Source organism: Mesorhizobium sp. CNPSo 4684, assembly GCF_057784315.1.
In genome coordinates, this window is the sequence record NZ_JBWLUX010000031.1 from 14,545 (window position 1) to 30,459 (window position 15,915).

A 15,915-nucleotide genomic window follows, 5' to 3' on the forward strand; every position below is an offset into this window, starting at 1 on the left:
GTCAATAGCGGCCAATTCCGCCGTCTTGCGCGTATTGATCCGGCCGCGTTTACACCGACAAGCCGATGAGACCGAAACGTGCGCTTGGTAGTAAAGAAGAGGAAGCGCAGCAGCCGTCCCTGAGTGGCGAGCGCATCATCGTCCAAAGCATGCACTTGATCTTTAACCAAAGGGACAATTGCGGAAAAAGGCACACCTCTCCTGACCTAGACTGATATCCGGATCAGCTCGTAGGGAACACGTCATTTCAACAATGACATGCGGAAATGCTCCATGTTCTCTTCAACGCTTTCGCGGCTGAGGTCACCCGTCTTCCTGTCGCGAATCATTTCGTACATGCGCTCATGAAGTCCGACCGCGCGCCACTTGCCGCTTACCTCAAGCGACTTCTGGACCCACGGTGCGACCATTTTCAGAACGAAGTCGGCGATCACCACGATCAGCGGGTTGCGAGCTGCCTTGTAGATAGCGCGATGGAAATCGAGGTCGGCCTTGAGGAGTTCCTCGATTGGCGAATTCGCGTCGTCCGACAGTCTCTTCAAGCGGTCGATGCACTCTCTCATGACAGTAAGGTCCTCGTCCGTGCGCCTCATCGCAGCGAGTTCCGAGCAGTTGCGGTCGAAGATGTATCGCAGTTCCATCAGCATTTCGGGGGTCGAACTCTGGAGGTAGAGCTTGAACATAGCCAGCGGCATTGCCGGGAGACCTTCGTCCTTGCGGATGTAATTGCCGAATCCGTGCCTGGTATCTACGATCCCCGATACTGCGAGCGTCTTGATCGCCTCTCTAATTGGTGTCCGGCTTATTCCCAGCTTCTGGGCCAGCTCCTTTTCGTTCGGAAGTTTGTCGCCGGGACCGAGGTTTCCATTAGCGATTTCGCCTGTGATGTAGTCGAGTGCAATGTCCAACCTGCTTGGGATTTTCTTTGGATCAACAGACAGCATTCCTAGTCACGCTCCGGTCATAAATGAGGAAGGTACGAGGTCATACCGCGTTTCGCCTTTTGCGACAAACACCCGACTATGGTCGGCCAGCGGGTATCGGAATTTTTTCGCTGATTTGTCCCAGTCGCTTGGAGGCCTTCGGATCGAACGGGAACATCAAACCCGCAGCAAGGAAGCCGCCGTCGACATTGAGCGTGTGCCCGGTAACGTAGGCCGCCTCATCGCTCGCCAAGAACACTGCCGCGTCCGCGATTTCCGACGGTTCGCCATAGCGGCGCTGCGGGACGAGCCGATGATACGCCTCCCGGGTTTCGACCGTGTGCATAGCTTTGGATACCTCTGTGAGGATGGGGCCGGGCGCGATGTTGTTGACGGTGATCCCCGATTCGGCAAGCTCGACCGCCATGACCTTGGTGAGGAGCTCGACGCCGGCTTTCGAGGCACCATATGCGGAGCGCCCGACGCCTCCCTTCTGGCCGGACAGAGAGGCGATATTGATGATCTTCCCATATCCCTTGGCCGCCATGATCCGTGCAAACGCCTGCGCTACGAGGAAGGTCCCAGTCAAGTTGATCCGAACGACGCGTTCGAATTCTTCTCTCGTGCTCTCGAGGAACAACGTGGTTGCACCTACGCCCGCGTTGTTGACCAAGATGTCGACGGTGCCAAACCGTTCGATTGTTTTCTCCACCATAGCGGCGACATCCTCGTCGACAGAAATGTCGGCACGAACCGCCAACGCCTTTTCGCCTAGGCGCGCCGCAGCTTCGTCTGCCACGTTCGCATCACGATCGACGATGACCACATTCGCCCCTTCGCGAACATAAGCTTCCGCTACCGCGAGCCCGATCCCCCGTCCTGCGCCAGTCACCACGGCGGTGCGGTCCGAAAGTCTCATCTGCAGTCCTCCTTGGAAGAATAAGGTATAAGGTATGAGGTATGACCTTGACAGAGTTATGGGCTCCTTCTATGAGTCTTGTCAAGAGTGGAGCTTCGGTCGGGGTGAGGAGGTAGGTTTCCTCGACCGGGAGTGTGGGAGAGTAGCGTGCCTTCAACTGCGAAGTTAAAAGCCGTGTTTTACGGCGATGATTTCACAGGTTCGTCAGAGAATCTGGCGCAGTTCCATCGGAACGGCGTCAAGGGCAAGTTGTACTTGGCGCGTCCCGCGACGGAAAAGGTTGCCGCCGATGCCCAACGTTACGATGTGCTCGGTTTCGCCGGCACCGCCCGGGCGCTGTCGGGAGTCGAGCTTGACGCCGAACTTGACAGCGCCTTCTCGATCATAGCCAGGCTGAACAGCGCCTTCATTCAATACAAAATCTGTTCGACCTTCGACTCGTCGCCGACGGTCGGGAGTTATGGTGCCGTGCTCGACCGCGCCGCGATCCACTTTGGAAAACGTGACGTTCCCGTGCTCGCGGCCACACCCGACTTCGGACGCTACACCTGCTTCGGAAATCATTTCGCGCGCTTCGCAGACAGGATTGAACGGCTAGACCGTCATCCAAGTATGTGCCGCCATCCTAAAACGCCGATGCACGAGGCCGATCTTCGCATGCATCTGGCCGGGCAGACGGACAGGGAGTTCGTCAACGTCACACTTCCCATGATCCACAACCGCGCCAAGATGGACGAATGGGTCTTCGAGTCTTTCCGGGACGGAGCGGGAGTCATTTTCGACGGCGCCGAAAATGACGACCTGGCCGCGGTGGCGGATTTGTTGTGGGCGAGGGCTTCGACGCACCCGATTTTCGCGCTTGCTGCTCAAGGCCTTGCCCAGCAGCTTGGCGCGCTCTGGGCTCGGTTGGGACTCCTGTCCAGATCCAGGCCCGTCAATACCGAGATCCCCGGGGTCGAGAAACTGCTCGTATTGTCCGGCAGCTGCGCCCTTCAGACTGGACGCCAGATCGCTGCGGCGGAAGCTGCCGACTGGAAGATGGTTCATCTCGACGTCTCAAAGATCGCTTCAGGCGAGCAAGGTGCCGCAGCTGCGCGCGAAGCAGCTTTGAAGGCCGTTGAAGCACTCCACCGCGGTCGCCCGACCGTCATCTACACCGCCCGTGGAGAGTCCGGCCGGGTGGTCGATAGCGAGGTCCCGGCGGAGCGCCTTGGAGCGATCTACTGCGCCATTGCCCGGACGGTGCGGCGCGCGGTGTCGCTGCCGCGGATCGTCTTTTCCGGCGGGGACAGCTCAAGCTACGCCGTCAGAACGGTCGGTGCGGAAGCTCTTGAGATCGCGGTTTTCGACGAAGTACAGAACTGCCACGTTTGCCGCCTTGACGCGCCGGGTGACGCCGAAATCGACGGGCTCGAAGTCATGCTCAAGGGCGGACAGATCGGCGCCGACGACTTCTTCATGCGCGCCCTGAGGGGCACCATCGGTTCGGTCGCGGCGTAGGGAAGAGAAATGCATCAGAAGATCATTTTCGAAGCGCGGGTCAACGAGTACGCGCCGCGTACATCCAACCCCAACATCCCGTACACCGCCGATGAGATCGCGGAAGCCGCAGTCGCGGCCCGCAAGGCAGGTGCGGCGATCCTGCATTATCACGCGAGAACTCCGGATGGGGGGGCGACGAACACCGTCGAAGCCAATGGCGATATCATCCGCAAAGTCAGATCGGCCACCGATCTGCTCATCCTCCCAACCCTTGGCTTCATCTCCAATGATTCGGACGCCAAGAAGCGTATTGATACGGTGGCCACTCTGGCGCTGGATCCGGCGACGAAGCCCGACATTGCTCCGATCGATACAGGATCGGCGAACCTCGAGCTTTGGGATCCTGAGCGGGCCGCGTTCGAAAATCCGGAGCGGCTCTATCTCAACACGACCGAAAGTCTGATGCATTATGCCCGCAGGTTGGCAGAAACTGGCGTCAAGCCAAAGCTAGTCACGTGGTCGGTCGGATTCACGCGGCGGGCGATCGCCTTGATGAATGCAGGTCTGGTCGCGGGGCCGGCCTACTTCCTGCTCCATCTGACGGGAGGGCGCTACATCACCGGGCATCCGCCGACAGAGGCCGGATTGCTGGCGCACCTTGCGTTTTTGCCCGACGACAGGCCTATCGAATGGACGGTGAACTGCCTAGGGGGAAACCTGCTGGACATAGCGCCAGCGATTTGCCGACTGGGTGGCCATATGGCCATCGGCATCGGCGACTACCCGTATCGCGAGCTTGGAACGCCCACGAACGCGGACGTCATATCCCGAGCGGTCGAGATCGCCCAAAGAGTCGGACGCGAGCCCGCCACGCCCGCGGAGGCGCGGACGATCCTGGGATTGGACAGTAAGTAAAACGATCCGACATGGCGCCGCTCAGCCAGCGGCGTATTTGTAGTTTTTCAAAGGTATGACGTCATATCATGGTTGAGGCGAACGCACAGCAGGAGCTCTTGGAAGTCGGGCAGATGCCAACGGCTCGCATTCTTCTCCAGGCCGAAGGAGTCCAGAAGTCGTTCAACGGCGTCCCCGCGCTGGTCGACGGAAGGCTGACACTCAAAGCTGGCACGGTACACGCCCTCTGCGGCGGCAACGGTGCGGGCAAGAGTACGTTTCTGAACATAACAATGGGTCTGCTGCGCCGTGACGGCGGTACGGTGCAAATCGACGGCGAACCGGTCGACTTCAAGAGCGCCGCGGACGCGCTACGCCATGGCATCGCGATCATCACGCAGGAGCTTTCTCCGGTTCCGGAGATGACAGTCGCCGAGAACCTTTATCTTGGTCGTGAGCCTAAGCGACTTGGGGTCTTCGTGAACTTCGCTCAAATGCGGCGGGACGCCCAGGCATTCCTCGACGAACTGGGTTTCGAAGTCAACGCGCGCGCAAAGATGGGGGAACTGAGCCTCGCGCAGATTCAGCTCGTCGAGATCGCGAAGGCCCTGAGCTATCGCGCGCACATTGTCATCATGGACGAGCCTACCTCGGCAATCGGCGAACATGAAGTCCATGTCCTGTTCAACGCGCTCCGCAAGATTACCGCGCGCGGTTCCGCAATCATCTACGTCTCCCACAAGCTGACCGAAATCTTCGAGATCGCGGACGAATACACCGTTTTCCGCGACGGCCGGTTCATCGCGACGGGAAACATCAAGGACATCGATCGTCGCCACCTCGTGACACAGATCGTTGGTCGCGAAGTGAAGCTGGTCGAGAAGGGTAAACCTCTAGAAGACGCTCCGATCCTCCTTTCGGTGTCGAACTTGGCACGCGGATCACACTTCCGCGGCATCTCCCTCGAAGTCGCGTCGGGCGAGGTGGTGGGCATCTATGGATTGCTTGGCTCAGGACGGACCGAGTTCTTAGAAACGATTTTCGGACTTCACTCTCCCACGAGCGGAGAGGTCATATTCAACGGCGACAAGGTGAGACCCGGCCGCCCCAAGGAAGCGATCAGGCGCGGGATGGCCATGGTCACGGAGGACCGCAAAGACAGCGGCCTCGTCCTCTCGTCCTCGATCGCCCACAATATCACGCTCTCCTCGCTCGCCCTCATGGCAGTCAGCGGCTTCATCCGCGGCGACAAGGAACGAAGCGCCGTGCGCGACATGATCGACTCACAGCGCATCAAGTCGGCGTCGCCCGACGTCACCGTCGAGACCTTGTCTGGTGGAAATCAACAGAAAGTCGTTCTGGCACGCTGTCTGCTGACCGACCCGCGGCTCTTGATCTGCGATGAGCCTACGCGCGGCATCGACGAAGGCTCGAAGCAGGAGATCTACGCGTTCCTGCGGGATTTCGCCGCAAAGGGCAATGGCGTCCTGGTGGTCTCCTCGGAGGCCCCCGAGATCATCCAGCTCAGCGACCGGATCGCAATCTTCAAACAGGGGCAGCTCGTCAACATCATCGACGGTGCCGACGCAACACAACAGACGCTCATGGACCTGGCGAGCTGACCGATGGCTGCTGGTTCCTCAAAGGGAGGATTTGAGCAATGAATACAATCGCTGCGGCGAAGCCCGGAAGCATGCGGGCAGGAGAACTGATCAGGCAGTTCAGCATCGTCCTGGTGTTCTTCCTGATCGTGGCGTTCTTCTCATTCGCCAGCCAATATTTCCTGACGTGGCCGAACTGGCTCAATCTTGTCCGGCAGTCGTCCATTAATGGCATTCTGGCTATTGGCGTCACCTTCGTGATCCTCACCAAGGGCATAGACCTGTCGGTGGGATCCGTCATGGCGCTGGCCGGAATGATCGCCGCCAGCCTGGTCACCGACACGAACGAGCACTTCGTGCTTTGGGGCATCCTGGCGGGGCTTGCCGTCGGCGCCGTCCTTGGGCTGGTCAACGGAGTGCTCGTCGCTGCGATCAAGGTTCCGCCGTTCGTTGTAACCCTCGGCATGCTTAGTGCCGCCCGCGGATTAACCCTGATCTTCTCGGATGGCCGACCGATTCCGAATCTATCGGACCCCTTCACATGGATCGGCGGCGGCCAAATCATGTACGTGCCGGTTCCGATCCTGGTCCTGCTGCTCGTCTTTCTGATTGGATGGACCGTCCTGAACTACACGACCTTCGGACGTTATGTCTATGCAGTCGGTGGCAACGAGAAGGCGGCACGTACGAGCGGCGTCTCGACGAAGATCGTGGTCGGCTCGACCTACGTCATCTCCGGGCTTCTGGCGGGCCTGGCTGGGATCGTTCTCTCAGCCAGGACAACCGCAGCCCTGCCGCAGGCCGGCATGGGCTACGAGCTCGACGCAATCGCCGCCGTCGTCATTGGAGGGACCAGCCTTGCCGGCGGTCGCGGTTCGCTGCTCGGCACGCTCATTGGAGCGCTGATTATTGGCACCATCAACAACGGCATGGACCTGATGGGAGTGTCTTCCTACTACCAGCAAGTGCTCAAGGGCACCATCATCGTGGTCGCGGTCATCGCCGATCAAATCCGCAAATGACGCAATTTCAGGAATTGCCGCCGACAGGTCGGCGACAATGCCCGATCGCACAAGCATGCGCTCGGGCGGCTTCAACCAGAGGAGAGTTTGAAATGCAGATGTCTCGGAGGAACCTGCTCAAGGCAGGCGTGGGAATGGCAATCGGCGTGGCCATGCTGGCCGGAACACAGATGGCGTTGGCGGAGGACAAAATTCGGATCGCTGCGTTATCGTTCGGCGAGTCCGGTGAATACATGAAGGCTTGGTCGACGGAAATCCAGAACCACCCGGCCGTCAAGTCCGGCATGGTCGAGATCACGGTTTTCGACGGCAAATATGACCCGCTGACCCAGGCTAACCAGATCGATACCGCGATCACCCAGCAGTTCAACGCCATCATCATGGCACCGTTCGACCTCCAGGCGTCGGCTCCGCCGATCGACAAGGCGGCGCAGGCCAAAATCCCGCTGATTGTCTCGGCGCTCAAGACGAAGTCAACGAATTACACCGCGTCCATCATCGTCAACGACACCGAGGGCGGCCGCATCATCGCCGAGGAACTCGGCAAGCGGCTCCCTAAGGGCGGCAACGTCGTTCTCATGGAAGGTCCGATCGGCCAGTCCGCTCAGATCGAGCGCCGCGCTGGCGTCGACGCCGGGCTCGCGAAGTTCCCGAATTTGAAGCTCATCGAGGCCAAGACGGGCAACTGGAGCCGTGCCGAAGGCCAGGCCCTTATGGAGAACTGGCTGCTGGCTCATCCCGGCCAGATCAACGGCGTGCTTGCCGAAAACGACGAGATGGCGCTGGGTGCGATCGTGGCGATGAAGAGCGCCGGCATCGATCTCAAGACCGTTCCGGTCTTGTCGATCGACGGAATTCCCGACGCCAAGCGCGCGGTGAAGAAGGGCGAACTGGCGGTCTCCCTCTACAAGTATGCGCGTGCCGAGGGCCAGGGTGCCGTCGATCTCGCTCTGCATGCGATCAAGGGCGACAGCTACAAGCCGCAGGCAGAAATCTGGGGCTCTCTGATGGAATGGAAGGACGGCAAAGAGAAGGACTACGTCGTGCCGTGGCTGATCCTCGATTCCACAAATGTCGAGAAGTACATGTAATCAGAAGGCTTGACTGCGGACGGCCCCTGGGCCGTCCGCATGACCTGTTCCGAAATCAAGGATGAGCACCATGCAAGAAAGAAAACTCGGAAAGACCCATGTGACGCTGACCTCCCTTGGGCTGGGGACTTCACCGCTCGGAGGCTGCAACGTCGACGTGACCTTTCAAACTTTCGAAGCGGTCGTCCTCAAGGCCTATGAACTCGGGGTCCGCTACTTCGACACCGCGCCGCTCTACGGTCTTGGCAAGTCCGAGCACTCGCTCGGCCATGTGCTTCGGAACAACGATCTTGTCGGGAAGGTGGTCGTCAGCACCAAGGCGGGGCGTATCCTCAAGCCTGAGAGCCGAGCCAAGCGCGCCGAAAGTCTTTATGGCATCGATTGGGTGAAGTCGCTGCCGTTCGTCGACGAATACGACTATTCGTACGACGGCATCATGCGCGCTTTTGAAGACAGCCAGCAACGCCTGGGCATGGACCACATCGACATCCTGTATCTCCATGACGTGAGCGGTGAATGGCATCGCGAGTCATATGACACGCATCTCTCTGCCTTGAGGGCCAGCGGCTACAAGGCTTGCGACGAGCTGCGCCGCACGGGGTCTGTCAAAGCCGTCGGCCTCGGCGTCAACGAAACGGCGTCTGTCCTGCAGGTAGCCGAGGAGTTCGATCTGGACTGCTCGATGGTCGCTGGACGGTACACCCTCCTGAACCATGGCGCCCTCGACCATTTCTACCCGGAAATGCAGCGCCGAGGTATCGGCATTATCGCCGCCGGCATTTACAATTCAGGCATCCTGGCCGAGGGCAGCAAGTCAAGGACGACGACCCGGACCTACGACTGCCAGCCCGCACCCGAGGCGATTGTTCGCAAGGTCGAGGCACTTGAGGCGGTGTGCGAACGCCACGGCGTATCCCTTCCGACCGCGGCGACGCAATTCGTCTACGCGCATCCCGCAGTGACTGCGGTCGTCCAGGGCGCTTTGACGCCGGAACATGTGGCGGCGAACGTCGCCGCGATTTCCACGCCAATCCCAACGGCATTTTGGGATGACCTCAAATCGTCGGGTCTCATTCCCGCGGCCGCCCCAGTGCCTGCGGCGTAAAGGCGATGACGGTGGAGTTGGCTCGGCCAAGACCCTCGGATGTCCTTGTCACCTACCGTGTCGAAACGGCTGGAAGTCCCGAGACGTTGGCGGCCAAGATCGCAAGCGATCAGTCCACCGGAACGTTCGTGGACCTGCCGGGAGAGACGGCTGAACTCAAAGCCCGCGCGGCCGCGCGGATTATCGCTTTCGAGCAGCTGGACACCACCGAAATCCCTTCTCTTCCCGCCAAGGGAGCGGCTTTCAATCGGGCGCAGGTGACGATTGCTTATCCGCTCGAAGCTGTCGGCACCGACCTGTCGGCCCTGGCGACGGTGGCGCTCGGCGGTGTCTGGTCGATCAAGGAGTTCACGGGACTTAGGGTCATCGGCCTTCAGTTGCCGTCCGAGTTCGACGGGATTTATCCCGGACCCCAATTCGGGATCGAAGGCTCGCGGCGGCTTACAGGTGTCAACGACAGACCGATTATAGGAACCATTATCAAGCCTGCGCTGGGTCTTACTCCTGATGAAACGGCGAAAGTCGTCGGCGAGTTGGTCACATCCGGCGTTGATTTCATCAAAGACGACGAGAAGCTGATGTCGCCGCCTTACTCCCCATTGGAAGCGCGCGTGAAGGCCATCATGCCGCTCATTCGGGACCACGAGCAGCGAACCGGGAAGAAGGTCATGTACGCCTTCGGCATTTCCGACGTCGATCCCGACGAGATGGTGCGGAAGCACGACATGGTGGTTCGCGAAGGCGGTAACGCCGCGGTCATCAACATCAACTCAATCGGCATGGGCGCATTCCTGTTCCTGCGCCGGCGTTCATCGCTCGTGCTGCACGCCCACCGTAACGGTTGGGACCTCATCACCCGGCATCCGGGCCTCGGTTTCGACTTCTCGGTTTATCAGCAGCTTTGGCGCCTGTTGGGCGTCGACCAGTTCCAGATCAACGGCATCGCAGCGAAATACTGGGAGCCGGACGACTCTTTCGTTCAGTCTTTCCACGACCTACAGAAGCCGATCTTCCATGACGCCGACCGCCCGTTGCCTGTCGTTTGCTCGGGCCAATGGGGCGGCCAGGCACCCGAGACCTATCGGCGGACCGGACAGACAGTCGACCACCTCTATCTGTGTGGTGGTGGTGTGGTTAGCCATCCTGGCGGACCTGCAGCTGGGGTGAAGGCTGTTCGGGCCGCATGGGACGCTGCCGTCGCAGGGATCGAGCTCCAGGAACACGCGAAGTCTCATCCGGAGCTGGCGCAGGCGCTCGCCAAGTTTGGCTCGAAATCACCGATATCAGAAGGGAAATGACGCGATGGAGTACCGTCAACTTGGTCGGTCTGGCCTGAAAATTTCGCAATTGGTCCTGGGCTGCATGAGCTTCGGCGTCGCGGAACGCGGCAACCATGCATGGACGTTGTCTGAAGAGGATAGCAGGCCTTTCATCAGGCAAGCCCTCGAACTTGGCATTAACTGCTTCGATACCGCCAACGTCTATTCTGACGGTACCAGCGAGGAGATTGTCGGAAGACTTCTCAAAGAGATGGCGCCGCGCGACGAGGTCGTCATCGCTAGCAAGGTCTACGGCAAGATGCGGAATGGTGCCAATGCCGTTGGCCTGTCACGCAAGGCGATCATTGCCGAGGCAGAGGCTAGCCTGAGGCGACTTGGGACCGACTACATTGACCTCTACCAGATCCATTTCTGGGACAACTCGACTCCGATCGAGGAGACGTTGGAGGCGCTGACCGACCTCGTGCGAAGCGGCAAGGTACGATACATTGGCGCAAGCAACTGCTACGCTTGGCAGTTCGCGCGCGCGCTCTACAAATCGGACGCCTGCGGATGGTCGCGCTTCATTTCTATGCAGGCGCAAATGAACCTCCTTTACCGTGAGGAGGAACGCGAGATGCTGCCGCTCTGCAGGAGCGAAGGCGTCGGCATAATAGCCTTCAGCCCCTTGGCGCGCGGACGTCTTAGCCGACCGTGGGAAGAAAGCAGCTTGAGGTCTGAGACCGACAACGTGACAGCACGATTCTACGGGCATGCCGACGAGGCGGATCGGCGCGTGGTGGATGTCGTCGCCAAGATCGCCGCCGCAAAGAGCGTCTCTCGGTCGCTTGTCGCTATGGCGTGGCTCAACTCGAAGGCGGGCGTCACTGCTTCGATTGTCGGCGCGACCAAACTATCGCACTTGAAGGATGCGGCCGCGTCCCTTGACGTGAAGCTGACTGCAGATGAAATAAAGGAACTCGAAGCCCCCTATGTGCCCCATCAGGTCGTGGGCCTGAATTAATGCGGATTACCCGCCGTTTCAGAAACGAAGACCACGACATAGAAACAGCGGCCGAAATGCTCCGCAACGGTGAAGTTGTGGCCTTTCCAACGGAGACAGTTTACGGGCTTGGAGCCGACGCCAGCAATTCCGCCGGAATTGAAAACATCTATGAGGCGAAGGGACGCCCACGGTACAATCCGCTGATTGTCCATGTTGCCGACATGGATATGGCCCGCAGGATCGCCCAGTTCAACCAGAATGCCGAGTTAGTCGCTGCCCGGTTTTGGCCAGGCCCCCTGACGATACTGCTGCCGAAGAAGGATGATTGCGGACTGGCCCCTGCGGTGACTGCGGGCCTGGAGAACGTAGCGATCCGGTTTCCGTCTTCACAGGTTGCCCAACGCCTTATCCGAGCAGTTGGATTCCCGGTGGCGGCGCCGTCGGCCAACCTTTCGGGGAAGATATCCACGACGCGTTTCGCGCAAGTGGTTCACCAACTCGACAGCCGCATAGCAGGAATTATTGAAGATGACACCTGCGACCACGGGCTAGAGTCCACAATCCTGTCCTTGGTCGGAGCGCCTACAATCCTGCGTCAGGGTTCGGTTCCGCAAGAGCTGCTCGAAGAGCTTCTTGGCTCGATGGGGGAGGACAGCGACCCGCGTGAAATATCAGCGCCGGGGCAATTGAGAAGTCACTACGCGCCTCACGCTGCCGTCCGGATCGACATCGACCAGCCGAGGGCGAATATGATTTGGGTTGGCTTCGGACCGACATCCGAGGGTTGCCACTTGACGCTGTCCGCTTCCGGCGACCTGCAAGAGGCTGCTCGAAACCTGTACGCAGTCATGACCGAGGCTGACGCTCTTGCAAAAGCGGGCGAGGTGATCGGATTCGCGCCGCTACCGATGGTCGACCTTGGCCGCGCCATAAACGACCGATTGAGACGTGCCTCCGCGCTACCTGACTAGACTCATGTGCGGTAGCTTTAGAAATGCCGGGCTCAAAAATCACTTGCATAGGAAGGTATGACCTTATACCTTATACGTCGCCGCCTTGGAGGAGCTGTGCTGGGAGGTTTCGTGGGAACAATTCACGACATCAATCTTCACGAGTGGCGCCGTATTGGCGGTGCTCGCTCGCCGCGGCCTCCAGGCGGCCTACCGCGCGCCTTCCAACGACATACCCAACGGATGACCAATGACCGACCTCGAACTCAGGCCACTCGGAAAAACCAAAGTGCAGGTGACTTCGCTGGGGCTCGGCACGGTGCCCCTCTCGGGCTTCAACGCCGACGTCTCATATGACGAGTTCGAAGCCACGATCCTTGCAGGGTATTCGTCCGGAATCCGCTACTTCGATTGCGCGCCGATGTACGGCTTTGGGAAGTCCGAACACTACCTGGGGCATGCCCTCCGGGCGAACAAGCTGCGCCAAGACGTCGTGGTCAGCACCAAGGTTGGGCGCGTCCTCAAGCCCGCCAGCAGGACGAAGAAACTCGAGACCGTGTACGGCATCGACTGGATCGATCCATTGCCGTTCCTCGACACTTACGACTACACGTATGACGGTGTCATGCGTGCGTTCGAGGACAGCCAGCAGCGACTCGGTCTCGACTACATCGATGTCCTTCTTGTCCATGACGTCGGTCGCGCCTGGCACGGTGACCAAAGCGAATTCTACTGGGACCAGCTGCGCGCTTCCGGTTACAAGGCGCTCGACGAGCTCCGGTCGAGCGGCGCCGTCTCGGCCATAGGTCTGGGCGTCAACGAAACGGACTCGGTCGTCGGTGTCGCGCGCGAGTTTCAGATAGACTGCTCCCTGATCGCAGGGCGCTATACGCTGTTGAACCACGGGCCCCTCGAAGCCGCCTTTGACGAGTTACTCGAGCGAAACGTATCGGTGATCGCCGGGGGCATCTTCAATTCCGGAATCCTTGCGACCGGCGTTGGCGCAGCCACAGCCACGTATGACTACGGCAAGGTCCCGGCCGCCGTCGTGGAGAAGGTGAAGGCCATCGAGAGCGTTTGCGTGGAATATTCAGTGAGTCTGCCGGCGGCGGCAATGCAATTCGTTTACGCGCATCCGGCTGTGGCGACCATGGTCATGGGAGCGAAAAGCGCCGCCGAAGTGGACCAGAACATCAAGGCGATCAACGAGAAGATACCATCGGCGTTCTGGGACGCCTTGAAGGCTGCGAACCTCCTTCCGTCGAAGGCTCCGCTGCCGAAGGCCGGACCATGAATTGCGCCACCATCGGCCGTACTTTCCAATGTGACGCGGTGGTCGAGCCGGTTGCGTCAGCGGAAGCGCGCAAGGGCGTCGAAGCGCTCGTCAGAACTTATGGAGAGCTTCTTGCGATTTACTCGTTCATGCATCTCGCATTGAAGGAGAAGGGTATGCGCTTTTTGGTCGGCGAACTCGCCGACCGTGCAGCCGAGATCAAAGGGTCGGTCGCGGCAGCACGCTCTGTCTTGCCGGGCGTCGCTGGCCAACAGCACGCGTTCGCCCATCTGGGAAAGGCAGACCGTCTGCTGGCTGACGCGGACACGCTGCTGCAGCGCGGCGTCCTCGTCCAAGACGCGCCGCTCTTGGGGTTGCTTTCAAACGCCGTAACCGAGCTCGAGCGTTCGGCCGCAATACTCGACACAACGACTTTCGACACAAGCAGCTGCTGTGCAGGGTCTCTATCTGGTCATGGGGAGGAATACCATGGGAGCACATTCAATCTGGGTGCTTGAATACTCGCGCAGCCCGGTGCACCCGGTCAGCGGGGTCTATTACGGCGAGCACAATCGGGGAACGATGAACCTGCCGTTCGCCTACATAGTTATCAAGACCAGCAACGCCGTCGTCCTGGTCGACGTCGGACACGACGCCGGCGACTTCGGAGGGCAGATCGCCAACTCGATTGGCGTCACCGGATGGACAGGTCCCGACATCGTCCTTGGCGAGTGCGGCGTGAGGCCACAGGACGTCACCCATGTGATCCTGACGCATGCACATTTCGATCACATCGGAGGCCTAAAATTCTTCCCCAACGCCAAGATCTACATCCAGAAGAAGGAGCTGGACTCCTGGATGTGGATTCTCGCCAAGGGCCGCCGGTTCCGCTCTCTTCAGGCGGGATTGAACCCTGCCGACATCCTCTACCTGACCCAGGCAAACATTGAGGGCCGTCTCGAATTGGTGGAAGGCGAGAGGGAAAATCTGCTGCCGGGAATTCACCTCTATCCCGCATTCGACACGCACACTGCGGGCTCGCAATATGTGGTGGTGCAGAACGGCGACGGAGACGACAAGATCGTCCTGTCAGGCGACGTGGTCTATACCTATAGAAACCTCAACGGGGGCGACTCGAATGATCCGTGTTTCGTTCCGCCGGGCCTCGCCAACGGCAGTCAAACGCGGCTGATCGAGACCGCCGAGGAGATGCTTGGGATCGTCGGCAACGACGAGCGCCGCATCATTCCCATGCACGAGGAACGGCTGTCAAAGATCTATCCGTCGCGCGCGACAGATCGCGAGCTCATGCTCGTCGAGATATGTCTGGCTGACGGAGAACCTTCAAGAGTGTGATGAAAGTTGCGTAGTTCACAATCGTCCTCCCAAGACGATGCGCAGGGAAAGGCCGGGTGAGTGTCGACGACCCCGGCCTTTTCCATTTCGCTTCCTTCACATCTACCTGAGCAAGGGGATCAACTGGGTGACCGAGTTCTTCGCGTCGCCATAGAACATGCGGGTGTTCTCCCTGAAGAAGAGCGGATTCTCAATCCCGGAATAGCCCGTCCCCTGACCACGCTTCGATACGAAGACCTGCCGGGCCTTCCAGACTTCGAGGACTGGCATTCCGGCAATCGGTGAATTCGGGTCTTCCTGAGCCGCCGGATTCACGATGTCGTTCGAACCGATGACTATAACGACGTCGGTGTCAGGAAAGTCCTCGTTGATCTCGTCCATTTCCAAGAAGATGTCGTAAGGGACTCGGGCTTCGGCGAGGAGCACGTTCATGTGGCCGGGCAGTCGACCCGCGACGGGATGGATGGCGAAGCGTACGGTCTTACCTGCCGCACGCAATTTGCGGGTGAGTTCGGAAACTGCACCCTGGGCTTGCGCGACCGCCATCCCATAGCCAGGGACGATAATGACGCTTTGCGCGTCGTTGAGGGCCGCGGCGACCCCATCGCCGTCGATCGAGATCTGCTCGCCCGTGATCTCCAGCTGCGGGCCAACCGTGTTTCCAAAACCGCCCAGGATCACGGACACGAAGCTGCGGTTCATCGCCTTGCACATGATGTAGGAGAGAATTGCGCCGGAGGAACCAACCAGAGCCCCGGTAACGATGAGGAGATCGTTGCCGAGGAGGAAGCCCGTGGCTGCCGCCGCCCATCCGGAATAGGAGTTGAGCATTGAGACCACGACCGGCATGTCGGCGCCGCCGATCGCCATGACGAGATGAGCGCCGAGGAGGAAAGCAATCAGGGTCATCACGTATAGGGGCCATGCGCCGGCATGGTTCATGTAGAGGAGCATCAGCGCGACAGAGATGGCGATCATGCCCGCGTTCAAAAGATGCCGGCCCGGCAGGATGAGCGCCTTGCCGCCGATCCGCC

Annotated in this window: 14 protein-coding genes and 1 pseudogene; 12 read left to right on the forward strand and 3 right to left on the reverse strand. The window is 59.7% G+C overall.

Features of this window, described 5'->3' with window-relative positions; genetic code table 11:
* Positions 1–242 precede the first annotated feature (242 nt).
* Both AC04SG_RS25095 and AC04SG_RS25100 read right to left on the reverse strand, forming a co-directional pair.
* Entirely contained in the window at positions 243–944 is a 702-nt protein-coding gene (locus tag AC04SG_RS25095; protein ID WP_488553224.1) for a FadR/GntR family transcriptional regulator, read from the reverse strand.
* A 76-nt stretch (positions 945–1,020) separates the two neighbouring features.
* Complete coding sequence (locus tag AC04SG_RS25100) at positions 1,021–1,842, reverse strand: SDR family NAD(P)-dependent oxidoreductase (protein ID WP_488553225.1); 822 nt, start codon at positions 1,840–1,842, stop codon at positions 1,021–1,023.
* Between the two features lie 147 nt (positions 1,843–1,989).
* Here AC04SG_RS25100 and AC04SG_RS25105 point away from each other — a divergent pair, with 147 nt between their 5' ends.
* From AC04SG_RS25105 to AC04SG_RS25160, 12 genes are all read left to right on the forward strand, one after another.
* Positions 1,990–3,342, forward strand: a complete 1,353-nt coding sequence (locus AC04SG_RS25105) for a four-carbon acid sugar kinase family protein (RefSeq protein ID WP_488553226.1) — start codon at positions 1,990–1,992, stop codon at positions 3,340–3,342.
* Between the two features lie 9 nt (positions 3,343–3,351).
* Positions 3,352–4,239 carry a beta-keto acid cleavage family enzyme gene (locus AC04SG_RS25110; RefSeq protein WP_488553227.1) on the forward strand — a complete coding sequence of 296 codons (888 nt, stop codon included), beginning with the start codon at positions 3,352–3,354 and terminating at the stop codon, positions 4,237–4,239.
* 68 nt (positions 4,240–4,307) lie between these two features.
* Positions 4,308–5,840: a sugar ABC transporter ATP-binding protein gene (locus AC04SG_RS25115; RefSeq protein WP_488553228.1), complete on the forward strand. Its 1,533-nt coding sequence runs from the start codon at positions 4,308–4,310 to the stop codon at positions 5,838–5,840.
* Between the two features lie 38 nt (positions 5,841–5,878).
* The gene (locus tag AC04SG_RS25120) at positions 5,879–6,841 is read left to right on the forward strand and encodes an ABC transporter permease (protein WP_488553229.1); all 963 of its coding nucleotides are present in this window, start codon (positions 5,879–5,881) and stop codon (positions 6,839–6,841) included.
* A gap of 92 nt (positions 6,842–6,933) precedes the next feature.
* Complete coding sequence (locus AC04SG_RS25125) at positions 6,934–7,932, forward strand: substrate-binding domain-containing protein (RefSeq protein WP_488553230.1); 999 nt, start codon at positions 6,934–6,936, stop codon at positions 7,930–7,932.
* Between the two features lie 61 nt (positions 7,933–7,993).
* Entirely contained in the window at positions 7,994–9,037 is a 1,044-nt protein-coding gene (locus tag AC04SG_RS25130; RefSeq protein ID WP_488553231.1) for an aldo/keto reductase, read from the forward strand.
* A gap of 5 nt (positions 9,038–9,042) precedes the next feature.
* Positions 9,043–10,335: a 3-oxo-isoapionate-4-phosphate decarboxylase OiaX gene (gene oiaX, locus AC04SG_RS25135; protein ID WP_488553232.1), complete on the forward strand. Its 1,293-nt coding sequence runs from the start codon at positions 9,043–9,045 to the stop codon at positions 10,333–10,335.
* A 4-nt stretch (positions 10,336–10,339) separates the two neighbouring features.
* On the forward strand, positions 10,340–11,320 hold the full coding sequence (locus AC04SG_RS25140; RefSeq protein ID WP_488553233.1) for an aldo/keto reductase: 981 nt from the start codon (positions 10,340–10,342) through the stop codon (positions 11,318–11,320).
* A complete protein-coding gene (locus AC04SG_RS25145; protein WP_488553234.1) occupies positions 11,320–12,273 on the forward strand; it encodes an L-threonylcarbamoyladenylate synthase in 954 nt (317 codons plus the stop codon). The genes AC04SG_RS25140 and AC04SG_RS25145 overlap by 1 nt, the downstream gene beginning before the upstream one ends.
* A gap of 229 nt (positions 12,274–12,502) precedes the next feature.
* A complete protein-coding gene (locus AC04SG_RS25150; protein ID WP_488553235.1) occupies positions 12,503–13,546 on the forward strand; it encodes an aldo/keto reductase in 1,044 nt (347 codons plus the stop codon).
* Positions 13,543–14,043 (forward strand): hypothetical protein, encoded by a 501-nt coding sequence (locus AC04SG_RS25155; RefSeq protein ID WP_488553236.1) that lies wholly within the window; start codon positions 13,543–13,545, stop codon positions 14,041–14,043. The genes AC04SG_RS25150 and AC04SG_RS25155 overlap by 4 nt, the downstream gene beginning before the upstream one ends.
* On the forward strand, positions 14,015–14,881 hold the full coding sequence (locus AC04SG_RS25160; protein ID WP_488553237.1) for an N-acyl homoserine lactonase family protein: 867 nt from the start codon (positions 14,015–14,017) through the stop codon (positions 14,879–14,881). Before AC04SG_RS25155 ends, AC04SG_RS25160 begins: the two co-directional genes overlap by 29 nt.
* Positions 14,882–14,983: 102 nt before the next feature.
* Here the strand turns inward: AC04SG_RS25160 and AC04SG_RS25165 are convergent.
* Positions 14,984–15,910: pseudogene (locus AC04SG_RS25165) on the reverse strand (NAD(P)(+) transhydrogenase (Re/Si-specific) subunit beta); the annotation flags it as partial.
* Positions 15,911–15,915 lie beyond the last annotated feature (5 nt).

Excerpts from the sequence above, each read along its gene's own strand:
- AC04SG_RS25160 (WP_488553237.1), top strand. The coding sequence starts at position 14,015 with ATGGGAGCACATTCAATCTGGGTGCTTGAATACTCGCGCAGCCCGGTG.
- AC04SG_RS25125 (WP_488553230.1), top strand. The coding sequence starts at position 6,934 with ATGCAGATGTCTCGGAGGAACCTGCTCAAGGCAGGCGTGGGAATGGCA.
- AC04SG_RS25115 (WP_488553228.1), top strand. The coding sequence starts at position 4,308 with ATGGTTGAGGCGAACGCACAGCAGGAGCTCTTGGAAGTCGGGCAGATG.
- AC04SG_RS25130 (WP_488553231.1), top strand. The coding sequence starts at position 7,994 with ATGAGCACCATGCAAGAAAGAAAACTCGGAAAGACCCATGTGACGCTG.
- AC04SG_RS25140 (WP_488553233.1), top strand. The coding sequence starts at position 10,340 with ATGGAGTACCGTCAACTTGGTCGGTCTGGCCTGAAAATTTCGCAATTG.
- AC04SG_RS25100 (WP_488553225.1), bottom strand. The coding sequence starts at position 1,842 with ATGAGACTTTCGGACCGCACCGCCGTGGTGACTGGCGCAGGACGGGGG.
- AC04SG_RS25150 (WP_488553235.1), top strand. The coding sequence starts at position 12,503 with ATGACCGACCTCGAACTCAGGCCACTCGGAAAAACCAAAGTGCAGGTG.
- oiaX (WP_488553232.1), top strand. The coding sequence starts at position 9,043 with ATGACGGTGGAGTTGGCTCGGCCAAGACCCTCGGATGTCCTTGTCACC.
- AC04SG_RS25155 (WP_488553236.1), top strand. The coding sequence starts at position 13,543 with ATGAATTGCGCCACCATCGGCCGTACTTTCCAATGTGACGCGGTGGTC.
- AC04SG_RS25145 (WP_488553234.1), top strand. The coding sequence starts at position 11,320 with ATGCGGATTACCCGCCGTTTCAGAAACGAAGACCACGACATAGAAACA.
- AC04SG_RS25120 (WP_488553229.1), top strand. The coding sequence starts at position 5,879 with ATGAATACAATCGCTGCGGCGAAGCCCGGAAGCATGCGGGCAGGAGAA.
- AC04SG_RS25095 (WP_488553224.1), bottom strand. The coding sequence starts at position 944 with ATGCTGTCTGTTGATCCAAAGAAAATCCCAAGCAGGTTGGACATTGCA.
- AC04SG_RS25110 (WP_488553227.1), top strand. The coding sequence starts at position 3,352 with ATGCATCAGAAGATCATTTTCGAAGCGCGGGTCAACGAGTACGCGCCG.